Source organism: Hydrogenophaga soli (assembly GCF_054777695.1).
Genome location: NZ_BAAHAK010000001.1, coordinates 68,472 through 89,452 on the forward strand (window position 1 = coordinate 68,472; position 20,981 = coordinate 89,452).

At 68.7% G+C, this 20,981-nt stretch carries 13 protein-coding genes; 10 read left to right on the forward strand and 3 right to left on the reverse strand.

All coding sequences use genetic code 11. The features are described from left to right. Positions 1 to 81: 81 nt before the first annotated feature. From ACYVB7_RS00310 to ACYVB7_RS00320, 3 genes are all read left to right on the forward strand, one after another. The gene (locus ACYVB7_RS00310; RefSeq protein ID WP_460504532.1) at positions 82 to 2,532 is read left to right on the forward strand and encodes a putative bifunctional diguanylate cyclase/phosphodiesterase; all 2,451 of its coding nucleotides are present in this window, start codon (positions 82 to 84) and stop codon (positions 2,530 to 2,532) included. Positions 2,533 to 2,582: 50 nt separating this feature from the next. Beyond that, the gene (locus ACYVB7_RS00315) at positions 2,583 to 8,627 is read left to right on the forward strand and encodes an alkaline phosphatase D family protein (protein ID WP_460504533.1); all 6,045 of its coding nucleotides are present in this window, start codon (positions 2,583 to 2,585) and stop codon (positions 8,625 to 8,627) included. Positions 8,628 to 8,706: 79 nt separating this feature from the next. Then, positions 8,707 to 11,670: a PAS-domain containing protein gene (locus tag ACYVB7_RS00320; RefSeq protein ID WP_460504535.1), complete on the forward strand. Its 2,964-nt coding sequence runs from the start codon at positions 8,707 to 8,709 to the stop codon at positions 11,668 to 11,670. A gap of 55 nt (positions 11,671 to 11,725) precedes the next feature. On the opposite strand, the gene ACYVB7_RS00325 is transcribed toward ACYVB7_RS00320, so the two are convergent. Next, on the reverse strand, positions 11,726 to 12,676 hold the full coding sequence (locus tag ACYVB7_RS00325; protein ID WP_460504536.1) for an inositol monophosphatase family protein: 951 nt from the start codon (positions 12,674 to 12,676) through the stop codon (positions 11,726 to 11,728). 122 nt (positions 12,677 to 12,798) lie between these two features. Between ACYVB7_RS00325 and ACYVB7_RS00330 the strand changes: the two genes are divergently transcribed. From ACYVB7_RS00330 to ACYVB7_RS00340, 3 genes are read left to right on the forward strand one after another with little or no spacing between them, the layout of a single operon-like run. Then, entirely contained in the window at positions 12,799 to 13,662 is an 864-nt protein-coding gene (locus ACYVB7_RS00330; protein WP_460504537.1) for an RNA methyltransferase, read from the forward strand. Between the two features lie 16 nt (positions 13,663 to 13,678). Beyond that, a complete protein-coding gene (cysE, locus tag ACYVB7_RS00335; RefSeq protein WP_460505101.1) occupies positions 13,679 to 14,470 on the forward strand; it encodes a serine O-acetyltransferase in 792 nt (263 codons plus the stop codon). After that, positions 14,467 to 14,823, forward strand: coding sequence for a response regulator (locus tag ACYVB7_RS00340; RefSeq protein ID WP_460504538.1), 357 nt, complete (start codon positions 14,467 to 14,469; stop codon positions 14,821 to 14,823). The genes cysE and ACYVB7_RS00340 overlap by 4 nt, the downstream gene beginning before the upstream one ends. Here the strand turns inward: ACYVB7_RS00340 and ACYVB7_RS00345 are convergent. Beyond that, on the reverse strand, positions 14,786 to 17,374 hold the full coding sequence (locus ACYVB7_RS00345; protein ID WP_460504539.1) for a sensor histidine kinase: 2,589 nt from the start codon (positions 17,372 to 17,374) through the stop codon (positions 14,786 to 14,788). The genes ACYVB7_RS00340 and ACYVB7_RS00345 overlap by 38 nt on opposite strands. A gap of 79 nt (positions 17,375 to 17,453) precedes the next feature. Here ACYVB7_RS00345 and ACYVB7_RS00350 point away from each other — a divergent pair, with 79 nt between their 5' ends. From ACYVB7_RS00350 to rpsU, 3 genes are all read left to right on the forward strand, one after another. Beyond that, a complete protein-coding gene (locus tag ACYVB7_RS00350; RefSeq protein WP_460504540.1) occupies positions 17,454 to 18,755 on the forward strand; it encodes a BaiN/RdsA family NAD(P)/FAD-dependent oxidoreductase in 1,302 nt (433 codons plus the stop codon). After that, positions 18,752 to 19,831: an NAD(P)H-dependent flavin oxidoreductase gene (locus tag ACYVB7_RS00355; RefSeq protein ID WP_460504541.1), complete on the forward strand. Its 1,080-nt coding sequence runs from the start codon at positions 18,752 to 18,754 to the stop codon at positions 19,829 to 19,831. The genes ACYVB7_RS00350 and ACYVB7_RS00355 overlap by 4 nt, the downstream gene beginning before the upstream one ends. A gap of 130 nt (positions 19,832 to 19,961) precedes the next feature. After that, a complete protein-coding gene (rpsU, locus tag ACYVB7_RS00360) occupies positions 19,962 to 20,174 on the forward strand; it encodes a small ribosomal subunit protein bS21 (RefSeq protein ID WP_460504542.1) in 213 nt (70 codons plus the stop codon). A gap of 93 nt (positions 20,175 to 20,267) precedes the next feature. On the opposite strand, the gene ACYVB7_RS00365 is transcribed toward rpsU, so the two are convergent. After that, on the reverse strand, positions 20,268 to 20,603 hold the full coding sequence (locus ACYVB7_RS00365) for a DMT family transporter (RefSeq protein WP_460504543.1): 336 nt from the start codon (positions 20,601 to 20,603) through the stop codon (positions 20,268 to 20,270). Positions 20,604 to 20,724: 121 nt separating this feature from the next. On the opposite strand from ACYVB7_RS00365, the gene ACYVB7_RS00370 reads away from it, so the two are divergent. Further along, positions 20,725 to 20,979, forward strand: a complete 255-nt coding sequence (locus tag ACYVB7_RS00370; RefSeq protein WP_460504544.1) for an AbrB/MazE/SpoVT family DNA-binding domain-containing protein — start codon at positions 20,725 to 20,727, stop codon at positions 20,977 to 20,979. Positions 20,980 to 20,981: the final 2 nt, after the last annotated feature.

Below are 20,981 nucleotides of genomic sequence, written 5' to 3' on the forward strand. Positions count from 1 at the left end.
GAAATTCTGACATTTTGTGGCGGGTGGGGTGTGTCAAAACGGGCTTGCAGCAAGCGGGCCCACTGTCAGGGGAGGCGCTGCGTGAACGCACGGGGTTGGTGTTGGCTGCTGTTCGTGCTCCTGCTGGGGGCGCTGCCCGCAGGCGTGCGCGCCTTGCCGGTGGCGTACCACTGCGCACCGGCGGCACCAACGGCACCCGTGGCGGACCTGCCCACCCAGCCCACCGCAGCCTGGACGCCAGCCCCTGACGGACGGGTGCCGGTCTTACAGCGGGATGTGGTGTGCTGGGTCCGGGTGGAGGCGTCGGCCCCGGCGTCCCGCTTCCGTTTGCAGTTCGACCGTTTGCACATGCAGCGGGTGGACATCGAGCTGCTCTCGGCCCAAGGCGATTCCCTGGGGCTGGCCCGGCGTGTGGGCGGGGCCGTGGAAGCCTGGGTGTCCGGGCAGCAGGCGCTGTTCCTGGCGCAACCCCAACCGGGTCAGGTGCTGTATGCGCGGATCAGCCCGGTGCCCGGTTCCTTGCCCTTTCCGGGGGTGGACCCGCACCTGGTGGTGGACTGGGTGGACCCCGGACCCGCCACGCTGGACGCCCAATGGACCGATCTGGTCAACATGGGGGCGGTGGTGTTCCTGTTCACCTCGGCCCTGGTGGCGCTGTTTTTTCTGTTTGCGCTGAAGGAGAGCAACTACGGCATCTATGCGCTGTATGCCACGGTGCAGGCCATCACCCACTTCTCCAAGACCGGTTTGGGCTTTGCCCTGGACGTGGGTCAGTGGTGGTGGGTCAATGCCGCGTTGCAGCAGTACGTGGTGTCGGCCTTGTCGGCATGGCTGTATGTGCGTTTTGGGCGGTTTGAGGTGCACAGCCCCTGGTTGGCCAAGGCCGGTTACGGGGTGATGGGGGGCTTTTTGGCCTTGACCGTGCTGCCCTGGCTGGGCTGGGGCCATGTGGCGTGGCCGGTGTTTGTGCTGCTGCCTTTGCACTTTGCCGTGGCCTTGTGGGGCAACCTGCGGGGGTGGTGGCGCGGCGAACGGAGCTGCGGCATCTTGCTGGTGGGCCTGGCCCCCATTTCGGTGTATTGGTTGGTGTACGGGGTGTATGTGGTGGTGTTGCGCCAACCCACGCCGGAGGTGCTGGAGTTCGGCTCCCACTTTGACCTGGTGCGCACCCTGGTGTTGCCCGCGGTGTTTTGCTGGGGCCTGGCCGAGCGCACCCTGAGCGCCCAGCGGGAAACCACCCACCTGCTGTCGCACGATCCGCTCACTGGCCTGTTCAACCGCGAGGGCCTGCGCGACCTGGGCGACCGCCTCATGGCCCACGGGCATGCGCCCACGGTGACGGTGGCCAACATCGAGCGCTTCCATGCCATCAACGAGACCCTGGGCATGGAATTGGGTGACCGTGTGCTGAAGGAAACCGGGCGTCGGCTGGCCGCCTGTGCCGCCACGGTGGGGCCGTGGCACCTGGCCCGCATGCACGCCGACCAGTTCTGCCTGATGTTCGAAAACGCCCCGGCCCCGGAGCGGGTGCGCCTGGCGTTGCAGGACGCCTTCTCCGACGCCGCCGACGTGGCCATGCAGATCGTGGACCTGTCCATGGTCTGCGGCACCGCCCAGTGGGTGCAGGGGCAGGACATGACCACCCTCATCCGCAACGCCGAGGTGGCGCTGGACAACGCCCGTGCCCAGAAGCGCCCCTGGCTGTTGTACACCCCGGGCCTGGAAAACCACCGCCGGGTGGACCTCAACCTGCTGTCGGCCCTGCGTCGGGCGGTGCAACACAACGAGTTGCGCATGTACCTGCAACCCAAGATCGGCTTGGCCGACGGGCGGCTGTGCGGGGCCGAGGCGCTGGTGCGCTGGGAGCACCCCACGCGGGGCATGGTGCCGCCGTCCGACTTCGTGCCCTTTGCCGAAAGCACGGGGCGCATTGCCAGCATCACGCAGTGGATGTTGCGCCAGGCCATGCTGGAAACCGTGCACTGGCGTGCCCAGGGCCAGCCGCTCAAGATCGCCGTCAACCTGTCCACCCACGACCTGTCCGACGCCGACCTGCCCGAACGCCTGCGCCGCCTGCTGGCCGACACCGGCGCCCTGGCGCAGGACATCCGGCTGGAGGTGACCGAAAGCGCCGCCATGCAAGACCCCCAGACCTCGCTCACGGTCATGGGGGCGCTGGACAGCGCGGGCTTCTCGCTGTCCATTGACGACTTTGGCACCGGCTACTCGTCGCTGGCCCACCTGCAGAAGATGCCGGTGGCCGAGCTGAAGGTGGACCGCGCCTTTGTGCGCGACATCCACCTCAGCGGTGACGCCGTGGTCTTGCTCGAATCCATCGTCGCCATGGGCCACCGGCTGGGCCTCACGGTGGTGGCCGAAGGGGCCGAGTCCATCCACGAGTGGCGCCTGCTGCAAACCCTGGGCTGCGACGTGGCCCAGGGCTGGTTTGCCGCCAAACCCATGCCCGCCCACGACTTGCGCCAGTGGGCCACCCGACACCTGCCGTTCCGACCCGCACCGCCCCCGTCCTGACTGGGGTGTGGGTCAGCCATCCGTGTTTCAACCCCAGGGAGACAAAACGCATGAGCCATTGGTTGTCAGACAACGCCGAGACCTTGATTGAATGTGCCGCACAGGCCGCAGCCCAGGGGCGCAGGCCCCAGGTGCTGGTGGTGGGTTCGGGTTACGGGGGCGCGGTGGCGGCCCAGCGCTTTGCCGAGGCGGGCCAGTCGGTCTGGTTGCTGGAGCGCGGCAACGAGTACCTGGCGGGTGACTTCCCGCAGGATGTGGGCGAAGCCCCGGGCCATGTTCGCTGCGAAATGGACGGACCGCTGGGGACCCAGACCATCGGCCACGAATCGGGGCTGTTCGACTTTCGCGTGGGCGAGGGCGGGGCGGCCCTGCTGGGCAATGGCCTGGGGGGCGGCAGCCTCATCAACGCCGCCGTGGCCCTGCAACCCGAGCTGCGGGTGTTCGACCGACCTGAGTGGCCCGCCGCCCTGCGTGATGGCGTGTCGTGGTCGCACTGTTTCGACCGCGCCCGCCAGGGCCTGGGCGTGCAGGACGGCGCCACCCAGCGGGCCGCGACCCACCCACCCCAGGCCACCCTGCGGCGCCAACGGCTGGAAGACCTGGCCCGGGCCGCCCGCGCCCGGGCCGAACCCGATGTGGCGGTGACGGCGGAAGATGTGCCCCTGGCCATCGAGTTCCGGCGCCAGCTCCCTGCGGGCACCGTGCCCACGCGGGCCTGCAACGGCTGTGGCAACTGCGCCAGCGGCTGCAACCACCACGCCAAGCTGAGCCTGGACAAGACCTACCTGGCCCGCGCCCGGGAGCAGGGCGCACGCCTGTTCACGGGCGTGTCGGCGCTGTGGGTGTCGGCCATTGCCCCAGAGCACGGGGGGGGCTGGCGCGTGCACGCCGTGCGCACCGCCGAACGGGCCCTGTGGGCCGACACCGTGCGGGCCGATGCGCAGGACTCCACCGCGCCCAACGCACCCGCAGACCGCCTTGTCTTCACCGTGGATTGCGACCGCCTGGTGCTGGCCGCCGGGGCACTGGGCAGCACCGAGCTGCTGCTGCGCTCGGCCCAGCAGGGCCTGCGGGTGGCCCGCACCTGGCTGGGCCAGTGCATGTCCGGCAATGGGGATGACCTGAGCATGGCCGCCCAGCTTCCCCAGCCTGTGCAGGGCTTTGGCGAAAGCGCCACCCCCATGCCCGCCACCGCCCCCAACCGGGGGCCCACCATCACCGGCGTGGTGCGGTTTCGCCATGCCACCGATCCACTGGCCAGCACCATCGCCGAAGACGGTGGCATGCCCGGGCTGCTGAAAGGCGTGGTGGGTGAAACGGTGGCCACGCTGGCCACGCTGCACCAGGTGGCGCAGTGGGGGTTCAAGGGGGGCGGCCTGTCCGACCCGCTGGCCGTGGGGCCTCGCGTGGACGACCATTCCCTGGCCCTGCTGGGCATGGGGCACGACCGCTGCGCCGGACGCCTCACCCTGGCGGGCGTGGCCGAGCGCACGGCCTGGTCCTGGGTGGACGGGCGTGACGCGGCAGAGGGGCTGGACCCCTCGCTGCGCCTGCACCGCCAGCGCCTGTCCGCCATCAACGACCTGGGGGGCGTGCACATCCCCAACCCCGCCTCGGGGGTCATGCCCGAGGCCCTGGCCCGGGTCATGGACCAGGGGGACTTCCGGGCGCCGTGGATCACCGTCCACCCGCTGGGCGGCTGCCGCATGGCCGACAGCGCCGACCAAGGCGTGGTCAATGACCGTTGCGAGGTGTGGGGCGACAACGGCCAGGTGCTGGCCGGCCTGCACGTGATGGACGGATCGGTGGTGCCCGCCTCGCTGGGCGTCAACCCGTTCCTGACCATCACGGCGCTGGCAGAGCGTGCCTGCGAGCTGGCACTGGCGGTGCCACTCGGCGCGGGAGACGGGGGCCACGCTTGCGCCGCTGACCGCGTGTTGCGTGCCGCCCCCCTGGCTCCGTATCCCCGGGTGGTGGGGGAGGCGGGCGACGTGGCGGGCAACTCCGCGGCCGATGCCCCGGGCACCCCGCTCCGCGGGGCTTGGCTCAACGAGGTGCTGCGGGGCCGCTTGAACGTGACCCCCGCGCTGTGGCAGCACCTGCCCCACTGGCGTGCCGCCGTCCCGCAGACCCAGCCTGCGCCGGACGCACTGGCCGCCAGCCTGTTTGTGGAGATGGACGTGCCCGACTGGGCCAGCCTGTGGGCCGACCCCCAGCACCGAGCCAGGGTGGTGCCCGGCATGAATGCACCCGCGGCCACCGAACAGCGCATCACCGCCTCGCGCCTGGTGCTGGACGTGCCCGGCCTGGGGATGCAGGTGTGTCCCGTGGTGGAGGGGCAGGTGCAGGTGTTCCACCCCCGCGGCGATGGCTTCTGGCGCCGCCTGGGGCGCACCGGGGCCGTGCTGTTCACCTACGCGCTGGACCGCCTGCTGGCCGATGCCCGCCTGCCCCCACCGCCCGGGCAACCGCCGCGCACCTTCCGGCAGACCCTGGACGCCGTCACCGTCGCCGTCCAAAGCGCCTGGCACGCCGCCCGCGTGCGGGGCTTCACCTACGATCTGCGGGTGGACATGGCGGGCGTGCCCGTGCGCCTGCAAGGCTGCAAGGACATCACGCCGGTGGCCAGTGCCTCGGCCATGCTCGACTGGCTGAAGAAGTGGTGGCGCACCGGGCAACTGCCCAAGCTGCAACGGCGCAGCGTGTGGGCGCAACTGACCGAGGTGGACCTGGACTGCACCGCCGAGGCCAGTGCCCAGTTGTTGGGCCAAGGCCGATTCCGCATGGATGTGCCGGAAATGCTGCGCCGTGTGGTGCCGCAGCTCCAGTTCGGGCCCGACACCCTGTCGGCCCTGGTGGCATTCCTGTCCTACCCCATGCTGATCGGGCGGCACCTGCTCTACAGCCGCGTGCTGGACTTCCGCTACCCCGACCAGAAGCCTGGCCTGCCCACCACCGACTGGGCCGTCCAACCCGACGATGGCCGCTTCGAACTGCGCCGTGACGCCTACCGCGACCTGGTGCTGCATGACGGCACCCGCGTCGCCGCCCAGGAACCCGTGTGTGTGCCCACCCGCCTGCGGGCCGGGCTGGTGGGCGCGGCGGCCGACGCCTCGCCCCTCATCCGCACCGGGCTGGTCCGCTACCGCCAGCCGCAGGTGGAGCACCGCGAAACGGCACAAGGCCGCCGACGTTGGCGCAGCATCATCCTGATGAACGGTTTTGCCCAGAACACGCTGCCCTTCATTGCCGACGAGCTGGGCCCCGACGCGCTGGCTTGCCTGCTGTACGAGCAGGGCTGGGACGTGTGGCTGTTTGAATACCGCGTCAGCCCCTTCCTGCGGGCCTCGGCCCAGTACTCGACCATGGACGACATTGCCGCGGGCGAAATCCCCGCAGCGGTGGACCATGTGCTGGCCACGTTGTGTGAAGAAAATGGCATCCAGCGCTTTCAGGGTGAGCTGTTCGTGCTATCACATTGTGTAGCATCGGCGGCGCTGGCCATGTCGGTGCTGGGCGGGCGCTTGCGGCATGACGACGGCAGCGCCAAGCTGGCCGGGGTGTTGTTCTCGCAGTTCCAGCCGTTTGTCATCGGGTCCGAAACCTCGCAAATGCGCCTGCAGGTGGCCTCGCTGCTGACCCGCATGGGGGTGGATTACCTGCAATTTGCCGCTGGCCATGTGGCCCCCGACGGCCTGCATGCCGCCGTGGACATGCTGTTTTCCAGCCTGGACTACCCGCCCGAGCAGGACCGCGCCTGCCCGCACGACGACGACCGTGGCCACCCCCACCCCGACGGCACCACCTGCAAACGCATGGCTGGCCTGTTGAGCCCGCTGTTTGCCCACCACCAGCTGCACGACGTCACCCACGAAAAGCTCGACCAGTACTTTGGCCGCACCAACCTGGGCGTGTTTGTCCAAGGGGCCAAATGTGTGGAGGCCGAACGCCTGGTCAACGCCGACGGGCAAGACGTGTACGCCACCGCCGAACGCCTGGTGCGCCACCTGGACATGCCCGTCATGGTGCTGCACGGGGCCGACAACCGCCTGTTCAGCCACGAATCGCTGGACGAAACCCAGCGCCAGTTGCAGCGCGTGGCCTCGGCCCAGCGCCGCGACGCCGGGGCCGACGTGTTCTTCAAGGTGCCCGACCACGCGCACTTTGACGTCACCATCGGGAAAAACGCCCCGCGGGTGGTGTTCCCCCGGGTGCTGGCGTTTTTCAACAAGGCCTATGGGCTGCCCGCCTTCCCGCCCCCCAAAGCCCGGCGGCTGCGGGCACGGCTGCCACGCACCGGCCCCCTGGTGGGCTGGACGCGGGTGGAGGGCGACCGTGTGGTGGCCCGCCTGTGGGCCGAGGTGGACGACCAGCACAACGACCGCACGCTGGCGCTGATGACCGTGCTCTACGTCAACGGCCAGGCGCAGGCCCAGTGCTGGCGCGTGCGCCGCGCCCGCCTGGGCACCGAGGTGGGGGGGCAGCACGCGCCGTCGTCCCTCCAGCTGCGCTACGCCGTGGCCGACCTGAGCTGGCCCCTGTCGGCCCAGGGCACGGTCAACGTGCTGGCCGTCAGCCTGCACCGCTACCACGATGGCGATGGCGGCGAGGCCCACCCGTCACCCGGTTTTGCGGAAGCCGATGTGGCCCTCGACCGCGGGTTGGCCCGTTGGGGCGTGCCCATGACGGTGGACGAGGCGTTGGGTGCCGGTGGGCGCACGCCGCTGTGGACCCCCGCGCCGCAGCCAGCCCTGGCCACTGTCGAGACCACCGCAGCCACAGCGCAGCGTGCCAGCCGCTGGACGGCGCTGGAGGCCGACAGCCCCACCTCGCCCCAGTGCGTGCAGCCCTTTGCCGTGTGCCCCACGTTGGCCCAGGCCCACAGCCTGCTGCGCCCGCTGGCGGCCAGCCTGGCGGCCTCGCGCCAGCGGGCGCTGGGGGCCGACCCGGCCACGCTGTCGCGCCAAGTGCGCCGTGTGGCCTACCTGCGCGATGCCTGGGTGCGCCTGCGTCCCGCCACCTGGCGGCCTGCGGTGGACCGGGTGGACATGCTGGCCGCCACTTGCCACCACCCCGGGCTGACGCCTTTGGAAACTTGGCGCAGCGATCGGCAGTTGGCCGCTTTGGCCCGGCAACAGCAGCAGCGCCCCGCGGCCTTCATGTGGATGCTGGGCGACCAGATCTACGCCGACGCCAGCGGCGGCCTGGCCGATGCGGCCTCGCCCGTGGAGCGCTTCCTGCCCAAGTACCGCAACGCCTTCAACGCCGACGGCTTTGCCGCCCTGGCCCGGCACCTGCCGTTGACGATGGTGATGGACGACCACGAGCTGGACGACAACTGGAGCGTGGAGCGCCTGGACGCCGGGGCGCACCAGCGCCTGGCCTTTGACAACGCCTGGCTGGCCTACCGCGTGTTCCAGAGCAGCCACAGCGCCAGCGGCGGGGCCACGTTCGACGACGTGGGCACCCGTTGGGGCGGGGTGGCCGGCTACCGGCTCAACACCCGCATCCACCGCGACCGCGTGCGCCGACGCCTGCTGACCGAGGCGCAGTGGGCTGCGCTGGAGCGCTGGCTGGTGACCGAGCAGGCCCTGGGCAACCACCCCAAGGTGCTGGCCTGCGGCTCGGTGGTGGCCCCCGGTGTGCGTGAGCTGGCGGGGGCCAACCCCGACCGCACCGGCGACACCTGGCAGAGCTTCCCGGCCGAGCGCCAGCGCCTGTTTGACCTGCTGGTGCGCCACCGGGTGCATGGCGTGGTGCTGTTGTCGGGCGACTATCACTGCGCCGCTTTCGCCTCGCTGGAATTTGACGTGCCGGGGCTGAGCGCCGTGGCCATCGTCACCCCCCCTTTGCACGCCCCCATGCGTTTTGCCAACGTGCCCGCCTCCGGGGTGCTGGCCACCGAGCAGGTGACGCTGTCGGCGGGCTTGGGGCAGGTGCGCATCGACGCGCAGGCGCTGGAGGGCGACGGCTGGGTGCGCTGCGGCTTCCATCGGGGGGTGGGGGGCGGCTGGGCTTTGCAGGCCGAGTTCACCACCTCGGCGCTGGACGGTGAACCGTGTCGCCAACGCCTGCTTGAAGCCCGCTGGGCGTGACCTGCACGCGAGGCCGCATTCGCGTACGCTTGCGTGTGAACACCGGGGCGTGGTGCCCCGATTCAGACCTGCCATTGCCATGATCGTCATCCTGAAAGTCGGCGGGCTGTCCGCCGCAGCCGATCGCATCCGCCAGACCATTGCCCAGGAGGGTTTGCCCTGGCGTCTGGTGCACGTGAGCACGCTCAACCAGGCCCGGCTGGCTTTGGCACGCGACACGGTCGATCTGCTGCTCATCCACCACCAGTTGCCCGATGGCCAGGCCCTGGGCAGCGAGCTGCCGCTGGCCAACGGCATCATTCGGGTGCTGTCCATCGAGCTGGGGCAGGAGGCAGTGGCCGCCCGTGCGCTGGAAGCCGGGTTTGACGACTACGTCATCGAGCAGGTGGGGGAGGGCTTTGGCACCGTCATGCTGGCGCAGATCCGCAGTGGCCTGCGCCACCGCGAAACGGCCCGCCACCTGGCCGAGCAGCATGAGGTGCTGGGGGCCATCAGCCGTGCGCAGGCCCATTTCATCCAGTCCACCGACAACCGGCAGGCCTTCCAGGCGCTGCTGACCGACCTGCTGGCCCTGACCCACAGCGCTTTCGGTTTTGTGGGGGAGGTGTTCTACGACGCCCCCGACCGCCCCTGGCTGCAGGTCCATGCGCTCAGCGACACGGCCTGGGACGACGCCTCGCGCCGGGCCCATGCCGAGGCCCAGGGCTCTGGCATGCCGCTTCGCAACCTGGACACCTTGTTTGGTGCCGCGCTGCGCACGGGTGAGGTGGTGCTGACCAACCGGCCCGGGGCGGACCCGCGATCGGGCGGCCACCCCAAAGGGCATCCGGCGCTGCGCTCCTTCCTGGGCCTGCCGGTGGGGCAGCCGGGGCAGTTGCTGGCCATGGTGGGCCTGGCCAACCGCCCGGGCGGTTACAGCCCGGCCCATGTGCAATGGCTGCAACCCCTGCTGGACACCCTGGGCCAACTGGTGGTGGCGCGGCGCGGTGAGCGTGACCGGGCCGACGTGATGCGCAAGCTCCAAGCCACCCTGGACGCCATGGACCAGGGTCTGCTGATGACCGATGCCAAGGGCCATTGCGTGCTGTTCAACCAGCGGGTGTTGCCGCTGCTGGAAGTGGAGGCCGACTTCTTTGCCTCGCAGCCCCACCGCCTGGACCTGCTGTTGTTTCAGAAGGCCCGCGGGGACTTTGGCCCCGACGCCGAATGGGTGCAGGACCCGCAGCTCAGGGCGTTCATCCAGAACCCCACCCCGGCCACGCAGATCGACCTGCCCCCCACGTTCCGGCGGACCACGCGGCATGGCCGCGTGCTGGAGGTGCGCACCTGGGGCTTGCCCAGTGGCGAGCAGGTCAGCACCTACACCGACGTGACCGACATGCACCAGCAACAACAGGCGCTGGTGCAGGCGCACGAACGGCTGGCGGCCATCGTCGACGGCACCCGGGCGGGCACCTGGGAATGGCACATCGACGCCGACGAGGTGGAGGTGAACGAGCGCTTCGCCTCCTTGGTGGGCCATCGCCGCGAGGACCTTCCCCGCAAGGTCAAGGACCTGTACGCAATGTTGCTCCACCCGGCCGACGAAGACCGGCTGCACGAGGCCAACCTGCGCCACCTGCGCGGCGAAACCGATTTGTACGAATGCCAGTTCCGCTTCCGTCACGCCAAGGGCCATTGGATCTGGGTGCTGGAGCGCGGTCGCATCAACCAGCGCGATGCCAGCGGACGGCCCACCGTCATGTCGGGCACCACCATCGACATCACCGACAGCAAACACGCCGAAGACGCCTTGCGCGTCACCAGCGAACTGCTGCGCGAGCGCACCAAGGCGCTGGAAGCCACCCTTCAGGCCATGAGCAAGGGGCTGCTGGTCATCAGCCCCGAAGGCCGCGTCAAACTCTACAACCAGCAGGCCTGCGTCATCCTGGACATGCCCGACAGCTACATGGCCACCATGCCGCTGGTGGTGGACATCGTGCAGCGGCAAATGCAACGCGGCGACTTCGGGCCGGATTTCAGCTACGTGGAGTCCGGGGCGCGCCTGTTCGTTCGCTCGGTGGGTGACCCCAACTTCACGCAGTGGCCCCAACGGTACGTGCGCCGCACGCCACAGGGCCGCTACCTGGAAATCAAGAACGACCCCATGCCCGACGGTGGCGTGATCCGCACCTTTGCCGACGTGACCCCGTTCATTGAAGCGGTGGAATCGGCCCGCGAACGGGGCGAGGAAATCCGCCGCCTCAACGAAACCTTGGAGCAGCGTGTGGCCCAGCGCACCCTGGAGCTGGAGCGCAGCATGAGCGACATCGAGGCGCTGTCCTACTCCATCGCTCACGACCTGCGGGGGCCGCTGCGGGCGGTCAACGGGTTTGCGGCGCTGATTGCCGCGGAAGAGGCCGATCGCCTCAGCCCCGAAGGGCGCGAGATGTTTGCCCGCATCACCGAAGCCTCGCGGCGCATGGGGGTGATGATCACCGACCTGCTGCAACTGTTCAAAGTGGTCCGTGCCGACCTGGTGCCCACCGAGGTGAACGTGGCCGCGCTGGCCCAGGAGGCGGTGCGGTCGCTGGCGGCGGCCTACCCGCGCACCGCCATCGACGTGGAGCCGCTTCCCCCCGCCCAGGGAGACGCGGCCTTGCTGCGCATTCTGGTGAGCAACCTCATCGACAACGCCCTGAAATACTCCGCCAAGGCCGACTCACCCCGGGTCACCGTGGGTTGGAACGACGAGCTTCATGCCTGGTTTGTGCGCGACAACGGCGTGGGCTTTGACATGGCGCATGCGCAAAAGCTGTTTGGCCTGTTCCAGCGCCTGCATGTGCCTGCCGACTTTGAAGGTTCGGGGCTGGGGCTGGCGGTGGCCGCCCGGGTGGCCGAACGGCACGGGGGCCGCATCTGGGCCGATGCCCACCCAGGGCAGGGGGCCTGCTTCTGGTTCACGCTGGCCGCACACCCCGCGTTGATGCCCGAACCTGTGCCCCCGGCCTCCCCTGACCAGCCCCCTTCTGTGGCGCGCCAACCCTCGCTGTTCGGGGAATGAGCCTGCCCCGCAGGGGGCAGGCGGCACGGTGCGTGGGGCTGGCCCGCGGCCTGGGTCAGAACGGCGCGTCGTCCGATGCCGCTGCGTCCGTTGCGTGGGGCGCGTTGGCCGCCGACGGGGTGGCTTGCGCCTGGGCCTGGTCGTCGTCGGCGCTGGTTTGCAGTCCCTGGCGCACGGCGGCCTTGTCGCCCGCGCTGGCAAACTTGCTGTACTTGCCGATCACGCTGACCAACTGCCCGTAGATGCGGGGGTTGGCGGCCAGGCATTCGCGCTGGTGCAAAAAATCAGCCTCACCGGTGAAGTTGCCCACCAGGCCCCCGGCCTCGGTCACCAGCAGCGCGCCAGCGGCCATGTCCCAGGGCGACAGGCCTTTTTCAAAGAAGCCGTCGGCGAAACCCGCGGCCACATAGGCCAGGTCGAGTGCGGCGGAACCGGGGCGGCGCACACCGGCGCAGCGGGGCATCACGTCGCCCAGCATGGCCAGGAAGGGTTTCATTTCGTCGCCGGGACGGAAAGGGAAGCCGGTGCTCAGCAGCGTGTCGCGCAGGTGGGTGCGCTTGGCCACGCGGATGCGGCGTTCGTTCAGGTAGGCCCCACGGCCCTTGGTGGCGCAGAACAGGTCGTTGCGGGTGGGGTCGTACACCACGGCTTGCTCCAGCTTGCCTTTGACGGCCAGCGCGATGCTGACGCAATAGACGGGGAAGCCGTGGATGAAGTTGGTCGTGCCGTCCAGCGGGTCGATGATCCACTGATGGTCTGCACCGCCATGTTTGCCGGGCTTTTCGCCGGACTCTTCGGCCAGGATGCCGTGGTCGGGGTAGGCGGTCAGCAAGGTCTCGATGATGGCCTGCTCGGCGGCCTGATCGACCTCGGTGACGAAATCGTTGGTCTGTTTGACGTTGACGCGCACGGTCTCCACATCCATCGCGGCGCGATTGATGATGGAACCGGCAGCACGGGCGGCCTTGATGGCCACGTTGAGCATGGGATGCAGGTTGGACGACATGACTTGTGTGAAGAGCGGGGTGGCGGTGCCCGATGGCAACCGAGGGGGCGTCGGTCAGCCCCGGGTGGGGGAGGCGACAATGGAACCCCCGATTTTACGTGCACATCCACCTCAGCCCAAGCATGCACACGCGATTCATCCTGATCCAGACCAGCCACGCTGGCAACGTGGGCGCCGCCGCCCGGGCCATGAAGACCATGGGTTTTGACGATTTGGTGCTGGTGGCACCGCGTTGGCCCAACGTGTTGCGGCGCGAAGAAACCATCCAGCGCGCCAGCGGGGCCAACGACGTGCTGGACAAGGCCCGCATCGTCGAAACCCTGGACGAGGCGCTCGACGGCGTGAGCCACCTGTGCGCCACGGCCATGACACCCCGCGACTTCGGCCCGCCCACGCGCAGCCCGCGCGAGCATTTCGAGTTGCTATCAAAAAGCAAGCAGTATGCGCTTTTGAATGAAGCGCTGGATGCCAAAAAGTCTTCCATTTTCAGGGTGGCCGATGCGGCGGCCCAGGCCACCGAAGCGACTCTCGATGCGCCCTCTGCCGTGGCGGCACCGCAAGGCGTGGGTTTCCTGTTTGGCAGCGAGCGTTTTGGCATGCGCAACGAAGACGTGTACCGCTGCCATGTGTGCCTGAGCATCCCCACGCTGGCCACCTTCGGCTCGCTCAACCTGGCCGCGGCGGTGCAGCTGATTGCCTACGAGTGGCGTCAGGCCCTGGGCGGCTTTGTGTTGCCGCCCACCGGCACGCCGGAGCCGCGGCTGGCCAGCGCCCAGGCCGTGCAGGGCATGTTGGGTCATTGGGAGCAGGCGCTCACGCACATCGGTTTTCTGGACCCGGCGGCGCCCAAAAAGCTCATGCCCCGGCTCAACCAGCTGTTCAACCGGGCGGACCTGACCGAGGAGGAAATCCACATCCTGCGCGGCGTGGCCAAGGCCATGCTGCAAACCCACGCCCCCAACGTCTCCAGGGACAGTGCCGCCTGATACCCTTATCCCCATGCTGTTCAAACGCCTGCGCACCGACATCCAATGCATCCTGGACCGCGACCCCGCGGCCCGCACATGGTTCGAGGTGCTCACCTGTTACCCCGGGCTGCATGCCCTCATCCTGCACCGGCGGGCGCACTGGTGCTGGACGCACGGCCTGCGCTGGCTGGGGCGGTTCATTTCGCATGTGTCGCGCTTTCTGACCGGCATTGAAATCCACCCAGGGGCCAAGATTGGCGAGCGCGTGTTCTTCGACCACGCCATGGGCACCGTGGTGGGCGAGACGGCCGAAATCGGCGACGGCTGCACCATCTACCAGGGCGTGACCCTGGGCGGCACCAGCCTGTACAAGGGTGCCAAGCGCCACCCCACGCTGGGCCGCAACGTGGTGGTCAGCGCCGGGGCCAAGGTGTTGGGCGGCTTTGAGGTGGGCGACGGCGCCAAGATCGGCAGCAACGCCGTGGTCATCAAACCCGTGCCCCCTGGGGCCACGGCGGTGGGCATCCCGGCGCGCATCATCCCGTCCAAGGAAGGGGCCAGCCCCGACGTGACCGACACCCAGCACCCGGCGGCCCCCAAGTTCGTGGCCTACGGCGTCACGCAGGACGACGACCCGGTGAGCCAGGCCCTCAAAGGCCTGATCAGCGGGGCCGCGGGCCACGAGCACCAGATTGCCCTGCTGTGGCAGGCCATCGAGAAGCTGGCCGACAAACGCCCCTGCGCCCCGCCCGACTGCCTGCCCTGCGACGCCCAGCGCGAAGAGCACTTCGAGGCCGACAAACTCAACGATCTGGTGGGCAAATGAGTCAACACGTCCTTGTTGTGGATGACAACGCCGTCAACCGCAAGTTGGCGGTGGCCTTGCTCAAGCGCCGGGGCTGGACCACGGCCGAGGCCGAGCACGGGCAGGCGGCCCTGGACCTGATGGCCGTGCAGCCGTTTGACGCGGTGTTGCTGGACATCAGCATGCCGGTGCTGGATGGGGAGGAAACCTGCCGCCGCATCCGCGCCAACCCCGCGTGGGCCGGGGTGCGGGTGGTGGCCTACACCGCCCATGCCATGGAGTGTGAGCGCCAGCGCATCATGGGCGCGGGGTTTGACGACCTGGTGCTCAAACCCATCACCACCCAGGATTTGCTGCGGGCGCTGCCGGACTGAGCATCGCACGGCCCGTCAGCTCGGGCACCCAGAATTCGAAGTACGAGCCTTGACCGGGTGTGGACTCCAGCCGCACCTGGCCCCCCATCAGCCCCACGAACTCGCGCACCAGGGCCAGCCCCAGCCCGGTGCCGCCGTGTTCGCGGGTGACAAAGGCGGTGGCCTGGTGGAAGCGCTCGAACACCTGGGCCTGCACCTTGGGGGCAATGCCCGGGCCGCTGTCGCGCACGCCCACGGTCAATCGGCCGTTTTCGGTCCAGGCCGACAGCGTCACCCCGCCTTCGGGGGTGAACTTCACGGCGTTGCTCAGCAGGTTGTGGATGACCTGGCGCAAGCGCTTGGGGTCGGTGACGAAGGCGGTGGGCAGGTCGTCGGCGAACGCGGTGTTGAGCACCAGCCCCTTTTGTTGCGCCACCCCGGCGTGCAGCAGGGCCAGCTCGTCCATCAGCCCCAGCACGTCGCAGGGGCGGGGCTCCAGCGTCATGTGCCCGGCCTCGATCTTGGCCACGTCCAGCATGTCGTTGACCACCGACAGCAGGTGCTGGCCGCTTTGGTGGATGGTCTGGGCGTGGTCGCGGATGTCGTCGGTGGGTGCGTCGTCGCGGATGATTTCCGAGAACCCCAGGATGCCGTTGAGCGGCGTGCGCAGCTCGTGCGACACGTTGGCCACAAAGTCGCTTTTCATGCGGCTGGCCTCTTCGGCCTGCACCCGTGCCTCTTCACTCTGGCGGAACGACGCCTGCACGCTGTCGGCCATGTGGTTGAGCGAGTTGTTGAGCTGCCCCAGCTCGTCGTGCGAGGTGGCGGGAAAGCGGAACGACAGGTCGCCCTGCTCCATGCGGGACAGGCCCCCCACCAGGTCGGTGACGCGGCGCGTCAGCAGCGAGGCCAGCCACACCGCCACCACCACCACCAGCCCCAGCATCACCAGCGTGGAGAAGGTGAGGTTGAAGGCCGTGCGGTTCATGGCGTCGGCAATCAGGTCCAGCAGGCTGGCTTTCTTGGCCTTGAGGCGCTCGGCAAACTCGGCCAGCCGGGCGTCCATCTGCTGGGAGGTGGCCACCGCCGGGGCGTGGAAGTCGTCCACGTTGGCGCCAATGGTCACGTAGCCAAACCCGCGCGGTGTGCGGGCGTAGGGGCCGGTGAAGTAGGGGATGGCGGCGGCGGTGGTCAGCTTCCACACCCCGCTCCACAAGATGAGGAAGGAGCCCGAGCCGCCGTGCTCGGTCAGGTCGTGCCAGCCCTGGCATTGCGGCGCAAAGTTGAGGTAGCGGCAGTCCAGGCCCACCAGCCCGGCCTGGGTGAGTTCGGTGGCGGGCTTCTTGTCGCGGCTCTGGCCGTCGAACACCGGCACCTTGGCCAGATGGTCTTTCAGCGGCAGGCCGCTGGCCTTCCAGCCCTCGTGGATGCTGGCTTCCAGCCAGGGCGTGGCGTACTCACCCGTGGCCGGGTCAAACCCCACGATGGAGTGGTGCCGCGGGTGCGCAATGCTGCGGTCCAGGTAGTCCCACATGAAGGCGTAGTTGCCGTCGGAGGCGTCCGAAATGGCGGTGTAGCGCTGGGCGGTGGGCATCAGGTGGTCGGTGAAGCTGCGGATGTGGGTGTGGTCCAGCGCCAGGGTCACGTAACCCACCACCTTGCCGCCCCTGACCACCGGTGTGGCCCAGCGCACCAGCCCCTGGAACTTGCGGCCCACCGGGTTTTCGCGCCCGGCGTAGGCCTCTTTCTCGGGCTCGAACGCCATGCCCGCCTTCAGGGCCTTTTCGGGCACCACCGGGCCGATGATGCGCGAGGGCACATACGGCCCGATCACGTCGGACACATGGATCTCGCCCGGCTTGAGCGCCTTCAGGTGCTCAAAATAAGTCTCCGCCTTGGCCCAGGTGTTCTCGCGGCGGGACACGTCGCGCAACTCCTTGGGCAGCACATCGGTCATCGACACCTTGACCTGCTCCCGGCCATCCAGACCCACAAAGGTCATCTCGTGGTACAGCGGGGCGGGGATGCGGCGCACCACCGACTCGGGCGGGCGGGAGTGGAAGTCCTGCTTGTTCTCGGCGTTGCTGGGCACGGCCAGCTGGGGCTCGGTCTGCGGCTGTCCCTTCAGCTCCCACGATTGGCCATCCTTCGCCAGCGCCCATTGGCCAGGGTCCACCACCCGGCGCGTGCGCGTGTCCATGAACGCCTGGTACAGGGCCCGCTCCGGCGCCAGGCGGGCGGCCAGCAGCACGTCGTGGTCGCGTTCGTAGAGGAAATCGGCCACGGCGCGGGCGGTGTCGGTGGTCAGGCGCTCCAGCTCTTCGCGGGCGCGGTCGTCCAGCGCCTTGACCGACGCCTTGGAGAAGGTGCCCCCCATTTCGGTCACGGTCTGGCGCACCTCGGTGGCCAGCTTTTCGGTCTCGTCGGCCAGGCCGCCGCCCAGTTGGCTCACGCCCTGCCAGGCCAACAGGGCCAGCATCACCAGTGGCAGCACCTTGATCAGCACAAACAGCGCAATCAACTTGGTGCGAATGCCAAAGCGGCTGGCCACCAGCGCGTCGATGAATTGCATGGAGTCCCCTCGTTCACTTGTCTTGCCCCGCCCATCGTAGTGCAGCCCAAGGGCGTGTCGCCGCCTACACTCGGCCCCCATGCAATCGTTCGACGCCATCGTCATCGGGGCCGGTGCTGCCGGCTTGTTCTGCGCCGGGGTGGCCGCGCAGCGGGGCCTGCGGGTCTTGGTCATCGACCACAGCCCGCGTGTGGCCGAAAAAATCCGCATCTCGGGCGGCGGGCGCTGCAACTTCACCAACCGCGACATGGACCCCCGCGCCCCCCAGCGCCACTACGTGGGCCAGAACCCCACGTTCGCCCGCTCGGCCCTGTCGCGCTACACCGCGCACGACTTTGTGGCCCTGGTGCAGCGCCACCGCATCCCTTTCCACGAAAAGCACAAGGGCCAGCTGTTCTGCGACCACTCCGCCGACGACATCATCCAGATGCTGCTGCGCGAATGTGAGGCGGGGGCTGCCGGCGGGCAGGTGACGCGCTGGCAACCCTGTGCCGTGAAACATGTGGCCTTTTCGGCCTCTGGCGCTTTATCTGAAAGCGTGAGCAGCTATGAAATTGATACCGACCAGGGCCGCGTGTGCGCCCCCGCCCTGGTGGTGGCCACCGGCGGGCTGGCGGTGCCCAAGATCGGCGCCACCGACTTCGGCCTGCGCCTGGCCCGCCAGTTCGGGCTGAAGACCGTGCCCACCCGCCCCGCGCTGGTGCCCCTCACCTTCGACGAAACCGCCTGGCAACCCCTGGTGCCGCTGGCCGGGCTGTCGCTGCCGGTGCAACTGGCCGTGGGCGAAAAGAAGCAACGCGCCGAATTCCACGAAGACCTGTTGTTCACCCACCGCGGCCTTTCCGGCCCCGGCGTGCTGCAAATCTCCAGCTTCTGGCAGGAAGGGCAGGCCGTGGAGCTGAACCTGCTGCCCGAACAGCCCGACGCCCCTGACTTCAACCTGCTGGCCGAGCTGCAGCAGGCCAAACGCAGCTCCAAAAAACGCACCGCCAACGAACTGGCCCGCTGGCTCCCCGCCCGCCTGGCCGACGCCTGCTGCAACGGCACCCTGGGCAACCTGCCCCCGGGCAGCGCCGCGCTGCTGGACCGCGCCATCAACGAAGTGCCCGACAAGGCGCTGGTTCACCTGGCCGAACAGGTGCAGCGCTGGCGCATCACCCCCAACGGCACCGAGGGCTACCGCAAGGCCGAAGCCATGTCCGGCGGTGTGGACACCTCGGAACTGTCGCAACAAAGCCTGGAAGCCAAACGCCAGCCCGGCCTGCACTTCATTGGCGAGGTGGTGGACATCACCGGCTGGCTGGGCGGCTACAACTTCCAATGGGCCTGGGCCAGCGCCCATGCCTGCGCCATGGCCCTGCAAGCCCGGAGCCCCGCATGAGCACACCGCACACCCCCGCCCCGCACTGGCTGCAACAACGCTTCGGGCTGGCCCTGCCCATCCTGCAAGCGCCCATGGCCGGATCGCAAGACCACCGGCTGGCCGTGGCCGTGGCCCGCGCCGGTGGGCTGGGCGCACTGGCTGGGGCCATGTTCAGCCCCGAGGCGCTGGCGGCAGAAATCACCGCCTTCCGCCAGGCGGTGGACGCGCCGCTCAACGTCAACTTCTTCTGCCACCAACCGCCAGACCCCACCCAGCCCGACGTGGCCGCCGCGCTGGACCGCTGGGAAGCCACCCTGGCCCCGCACGCCCAGCGCCTGGGGCTGAACCCGCAGGCCCTGCCGCGTGGCGCAGGGCGGCTGCCGTTTTCTGCCGACGTGGCCGCAGTGCTGGAACAACACCGCCCCGAGGTGGTGAGTTTTCACTTCGGCCTGCCCGCACCCGAGTTGCTGGCGCGGGTGAAGGCCACCGGGGCGGTGGTGCTCTCCAGCGCCACCACCGTGGACGAAGCCCGCTGGCTGGTGCAACACGGGGCCGACGCCGTCATTGCCCAAGGGCTGGAAGCCGGGGGGCACCGCGGCCACTTCCTGTCGCCTGACCTCAGCCTGCAATCCGGCTTGCTGGCGCTGCTGCCCCAGGTGGTGCAGGCCGTGGGCGTGCCCGTCATCGCCGCAGGCGGCATCACCACGCCCCAGGCCGTGGCCGCCGCGCAGGCGCTGGGGGCCAGCGCCGTGCAGGTGGGCACGGCCTTTCTGGTCACCCCCGAAGCCACCACCGCGCCCCTGCACCGCGCCGCGCTGGCCCAGGCCAGCCACCGGCCCACGGCCTTGACCAATCTGTTCACCGGGCGCCCGGCCCGCGGGCTGGTCAACCGCGCCATGGCCGAGCTGGGGCTGCTGAGTGCCGACGCCCCCCCATTCCCCCTGGCCACGGCGGCCATGACGGCGCTGCGCACCGAGTCCGAACGCCAGGGCCTGGACGACCACACGCCGCTGTGGGCAGGACAGGCCGCCGCACTGGCCGTGGCCCAGCCAGCGGCAGAGGTGGCTAGGCGGCTGGCCGCAGCATGGTTATAATGTTCGACTTTGCTGGCAAAACCCCGTCGGCCTGATCAACTGATAGACGGGGACCCTTGCCGACCCTTGGGTGTGAGGCCCGATCTTCCTTGCACTTTCAACTCGGCGCATCCATGGAAATTGTTCACTGATGACAACCGTACGCGTTAAAGACAACGAACCTTTTGAAGTCGCCCTGCGCCGCTTCAAGCGCACCATCGAAAAACTGGGCCTGCTGACCGACCTGCGCGCCCGCGAGTTCTACGAAAAGCCCACTGCCGAGCGCAAGCGCAAAAAGGCCGCCGCCGTCAAGCGCCACTACAAGCGCGTGCGCAGCATGCAACTGCCCAAGAAGCTGTACTGATCGTCAGCCTCTCCGGCCCAACAAAAACCCGCCTGTGGGACGCCCAGGCGGGTTTTTGTTTTTGGGGTCACGCCAAAACGCAGCCCCAGGCGACTATTGCAGCTGCAAACCAATGACGCCCGCCACCACCAGCGCAATGCAGGCCAGGCGACCCGGCGACGCCGACTCGCCAAACGCCACCAGCCCCACGATGACCGTGCCCACCGCCCCAATGCCGCCCCACACCGCGTAGGCCGTGCCAATGGGGATGACCTTGAGGCAAAGGCTCATCAGGTAGACGCTGAGCGCCCCAAACACAAACACCCCCACCGTGGGCCAAAGGCGCGTGAACCCGTTGGACAGATGAATGGACGAGGCAAACGCGACTTCCAGCGCACCCGACAGGGCGATGACAAGCCACGCGATGGAGGGGTTGGAGATGGGTTGCATGGGGGGGAGTCTATGGGGTGGGGGTCTGAACAAAAGGGACGCAATCTACATGCCCCCACAAAACCACCACAGCATGCAAATTCGAAGTTATACAATTGTGTAACTTTGTTGGAGGCCGCACATGCCCACTGCAACCCTCAGAACCGTTGGCGGATCGGTCGTCATGGCAATTCCCAAGCCACTGCTGGCCCTTCTCAACCTCCAGGCCGGTGCCGAAGTGGACGTGACCGCGGAAGATGGTCGGCTGGTGATTCAACCTCAACCGAAAAAGCGCTACGCCCTGGCCGACTTGCTGGCCCAGTGCGATGCCACTCAGCCCCTGACGGACGACGAACAAACGTGGCTGGATACTCCGTCCGCTGGGTTGGAAGATTGAGG

Excerpts from the sequence above, each read along its gene's own strand:
- ACYVB7_RS00340 (WP_460504538.1), top strand. The coding sequence starts at position 14,467 with ATGAGTCAACACGTCCTTGTTGTGGATGACAACGCCGTCAACCGCAAG.
- ACYVB7_RS00330 (WP_460504537.1), top strand. The coding sequence starts at position 12,799 with ATGCACACGCGATTCATCCTGATCCAGACCAGCCACGCTGGCAACGTG.
- ACYVB7_RS00350 (WP_460504540.1), top strand. The coding sequence starts at position 17,454 with ATGCAATCGTTCGACGCCATCGTCATCGGGGCCGGTGCTGCCGGCTTG.
- ACYVB7_RS00370 (WP_460504544.1), top strand. The coding sequence starts at position 20,725 with ATGCCCACTGCAACCCTCAGAACCGTTGGCGGATCGGTCGTCATGGCA.
- ACYVB7_RS00365 (WP_460504543.1), bottom strand. The coding sequence starts at position 20,603 with ATGCAACCCATCTCCAACCCCTCCATCGCGTGGCTTGTCATCGCCCTG.
- ACYVB7_RS00315 (WP_460504533.1), top strand. The coding sequence starts at position 2,583 with ATGAGCCATTGGTTGTCAGACAACGCCGAGACCTTGATTGAATGTGCC.
- rpsU (WP_460504542.1), top strand. The coding sequence starts at position 19,962 with ATGACAACCGTACGCGTTAAAGACAACGAACCTTTTGAAGTCGCCCTG.
- ACYVB7_RS00345 (WP_460504539.1), bottom strand. The coding sequence starts at position 17,374 with ATGCAATTCATCGACGCGCTGGTGGCCAGCCGCTTTGGCATTCGCACC.
- ACYVB7_RS00325 (WP_460504536.1), bottom strand. The coding sequence starts at position 12,676 with ATGTCGTCCAACCTGCATCCCATGCTCAACGTGGCCATCAAGGCCGCC.
- ACYVB7_RS00355 (WP_460504541.1), top strand. The coding sequence starts at position 18,752 with ATGAGCACACCGCACACCCCCGCCCCGCACTGGCTGCAACAACGCTTC.
- ACYVB7_RS00320 (WP_460504535.1), top strand. The coding sequence starts at position 8,707 with ATGATCGTCATCCTGAAAGTCGGCGGGCTGTCCGCCGCAGCCGATCGC.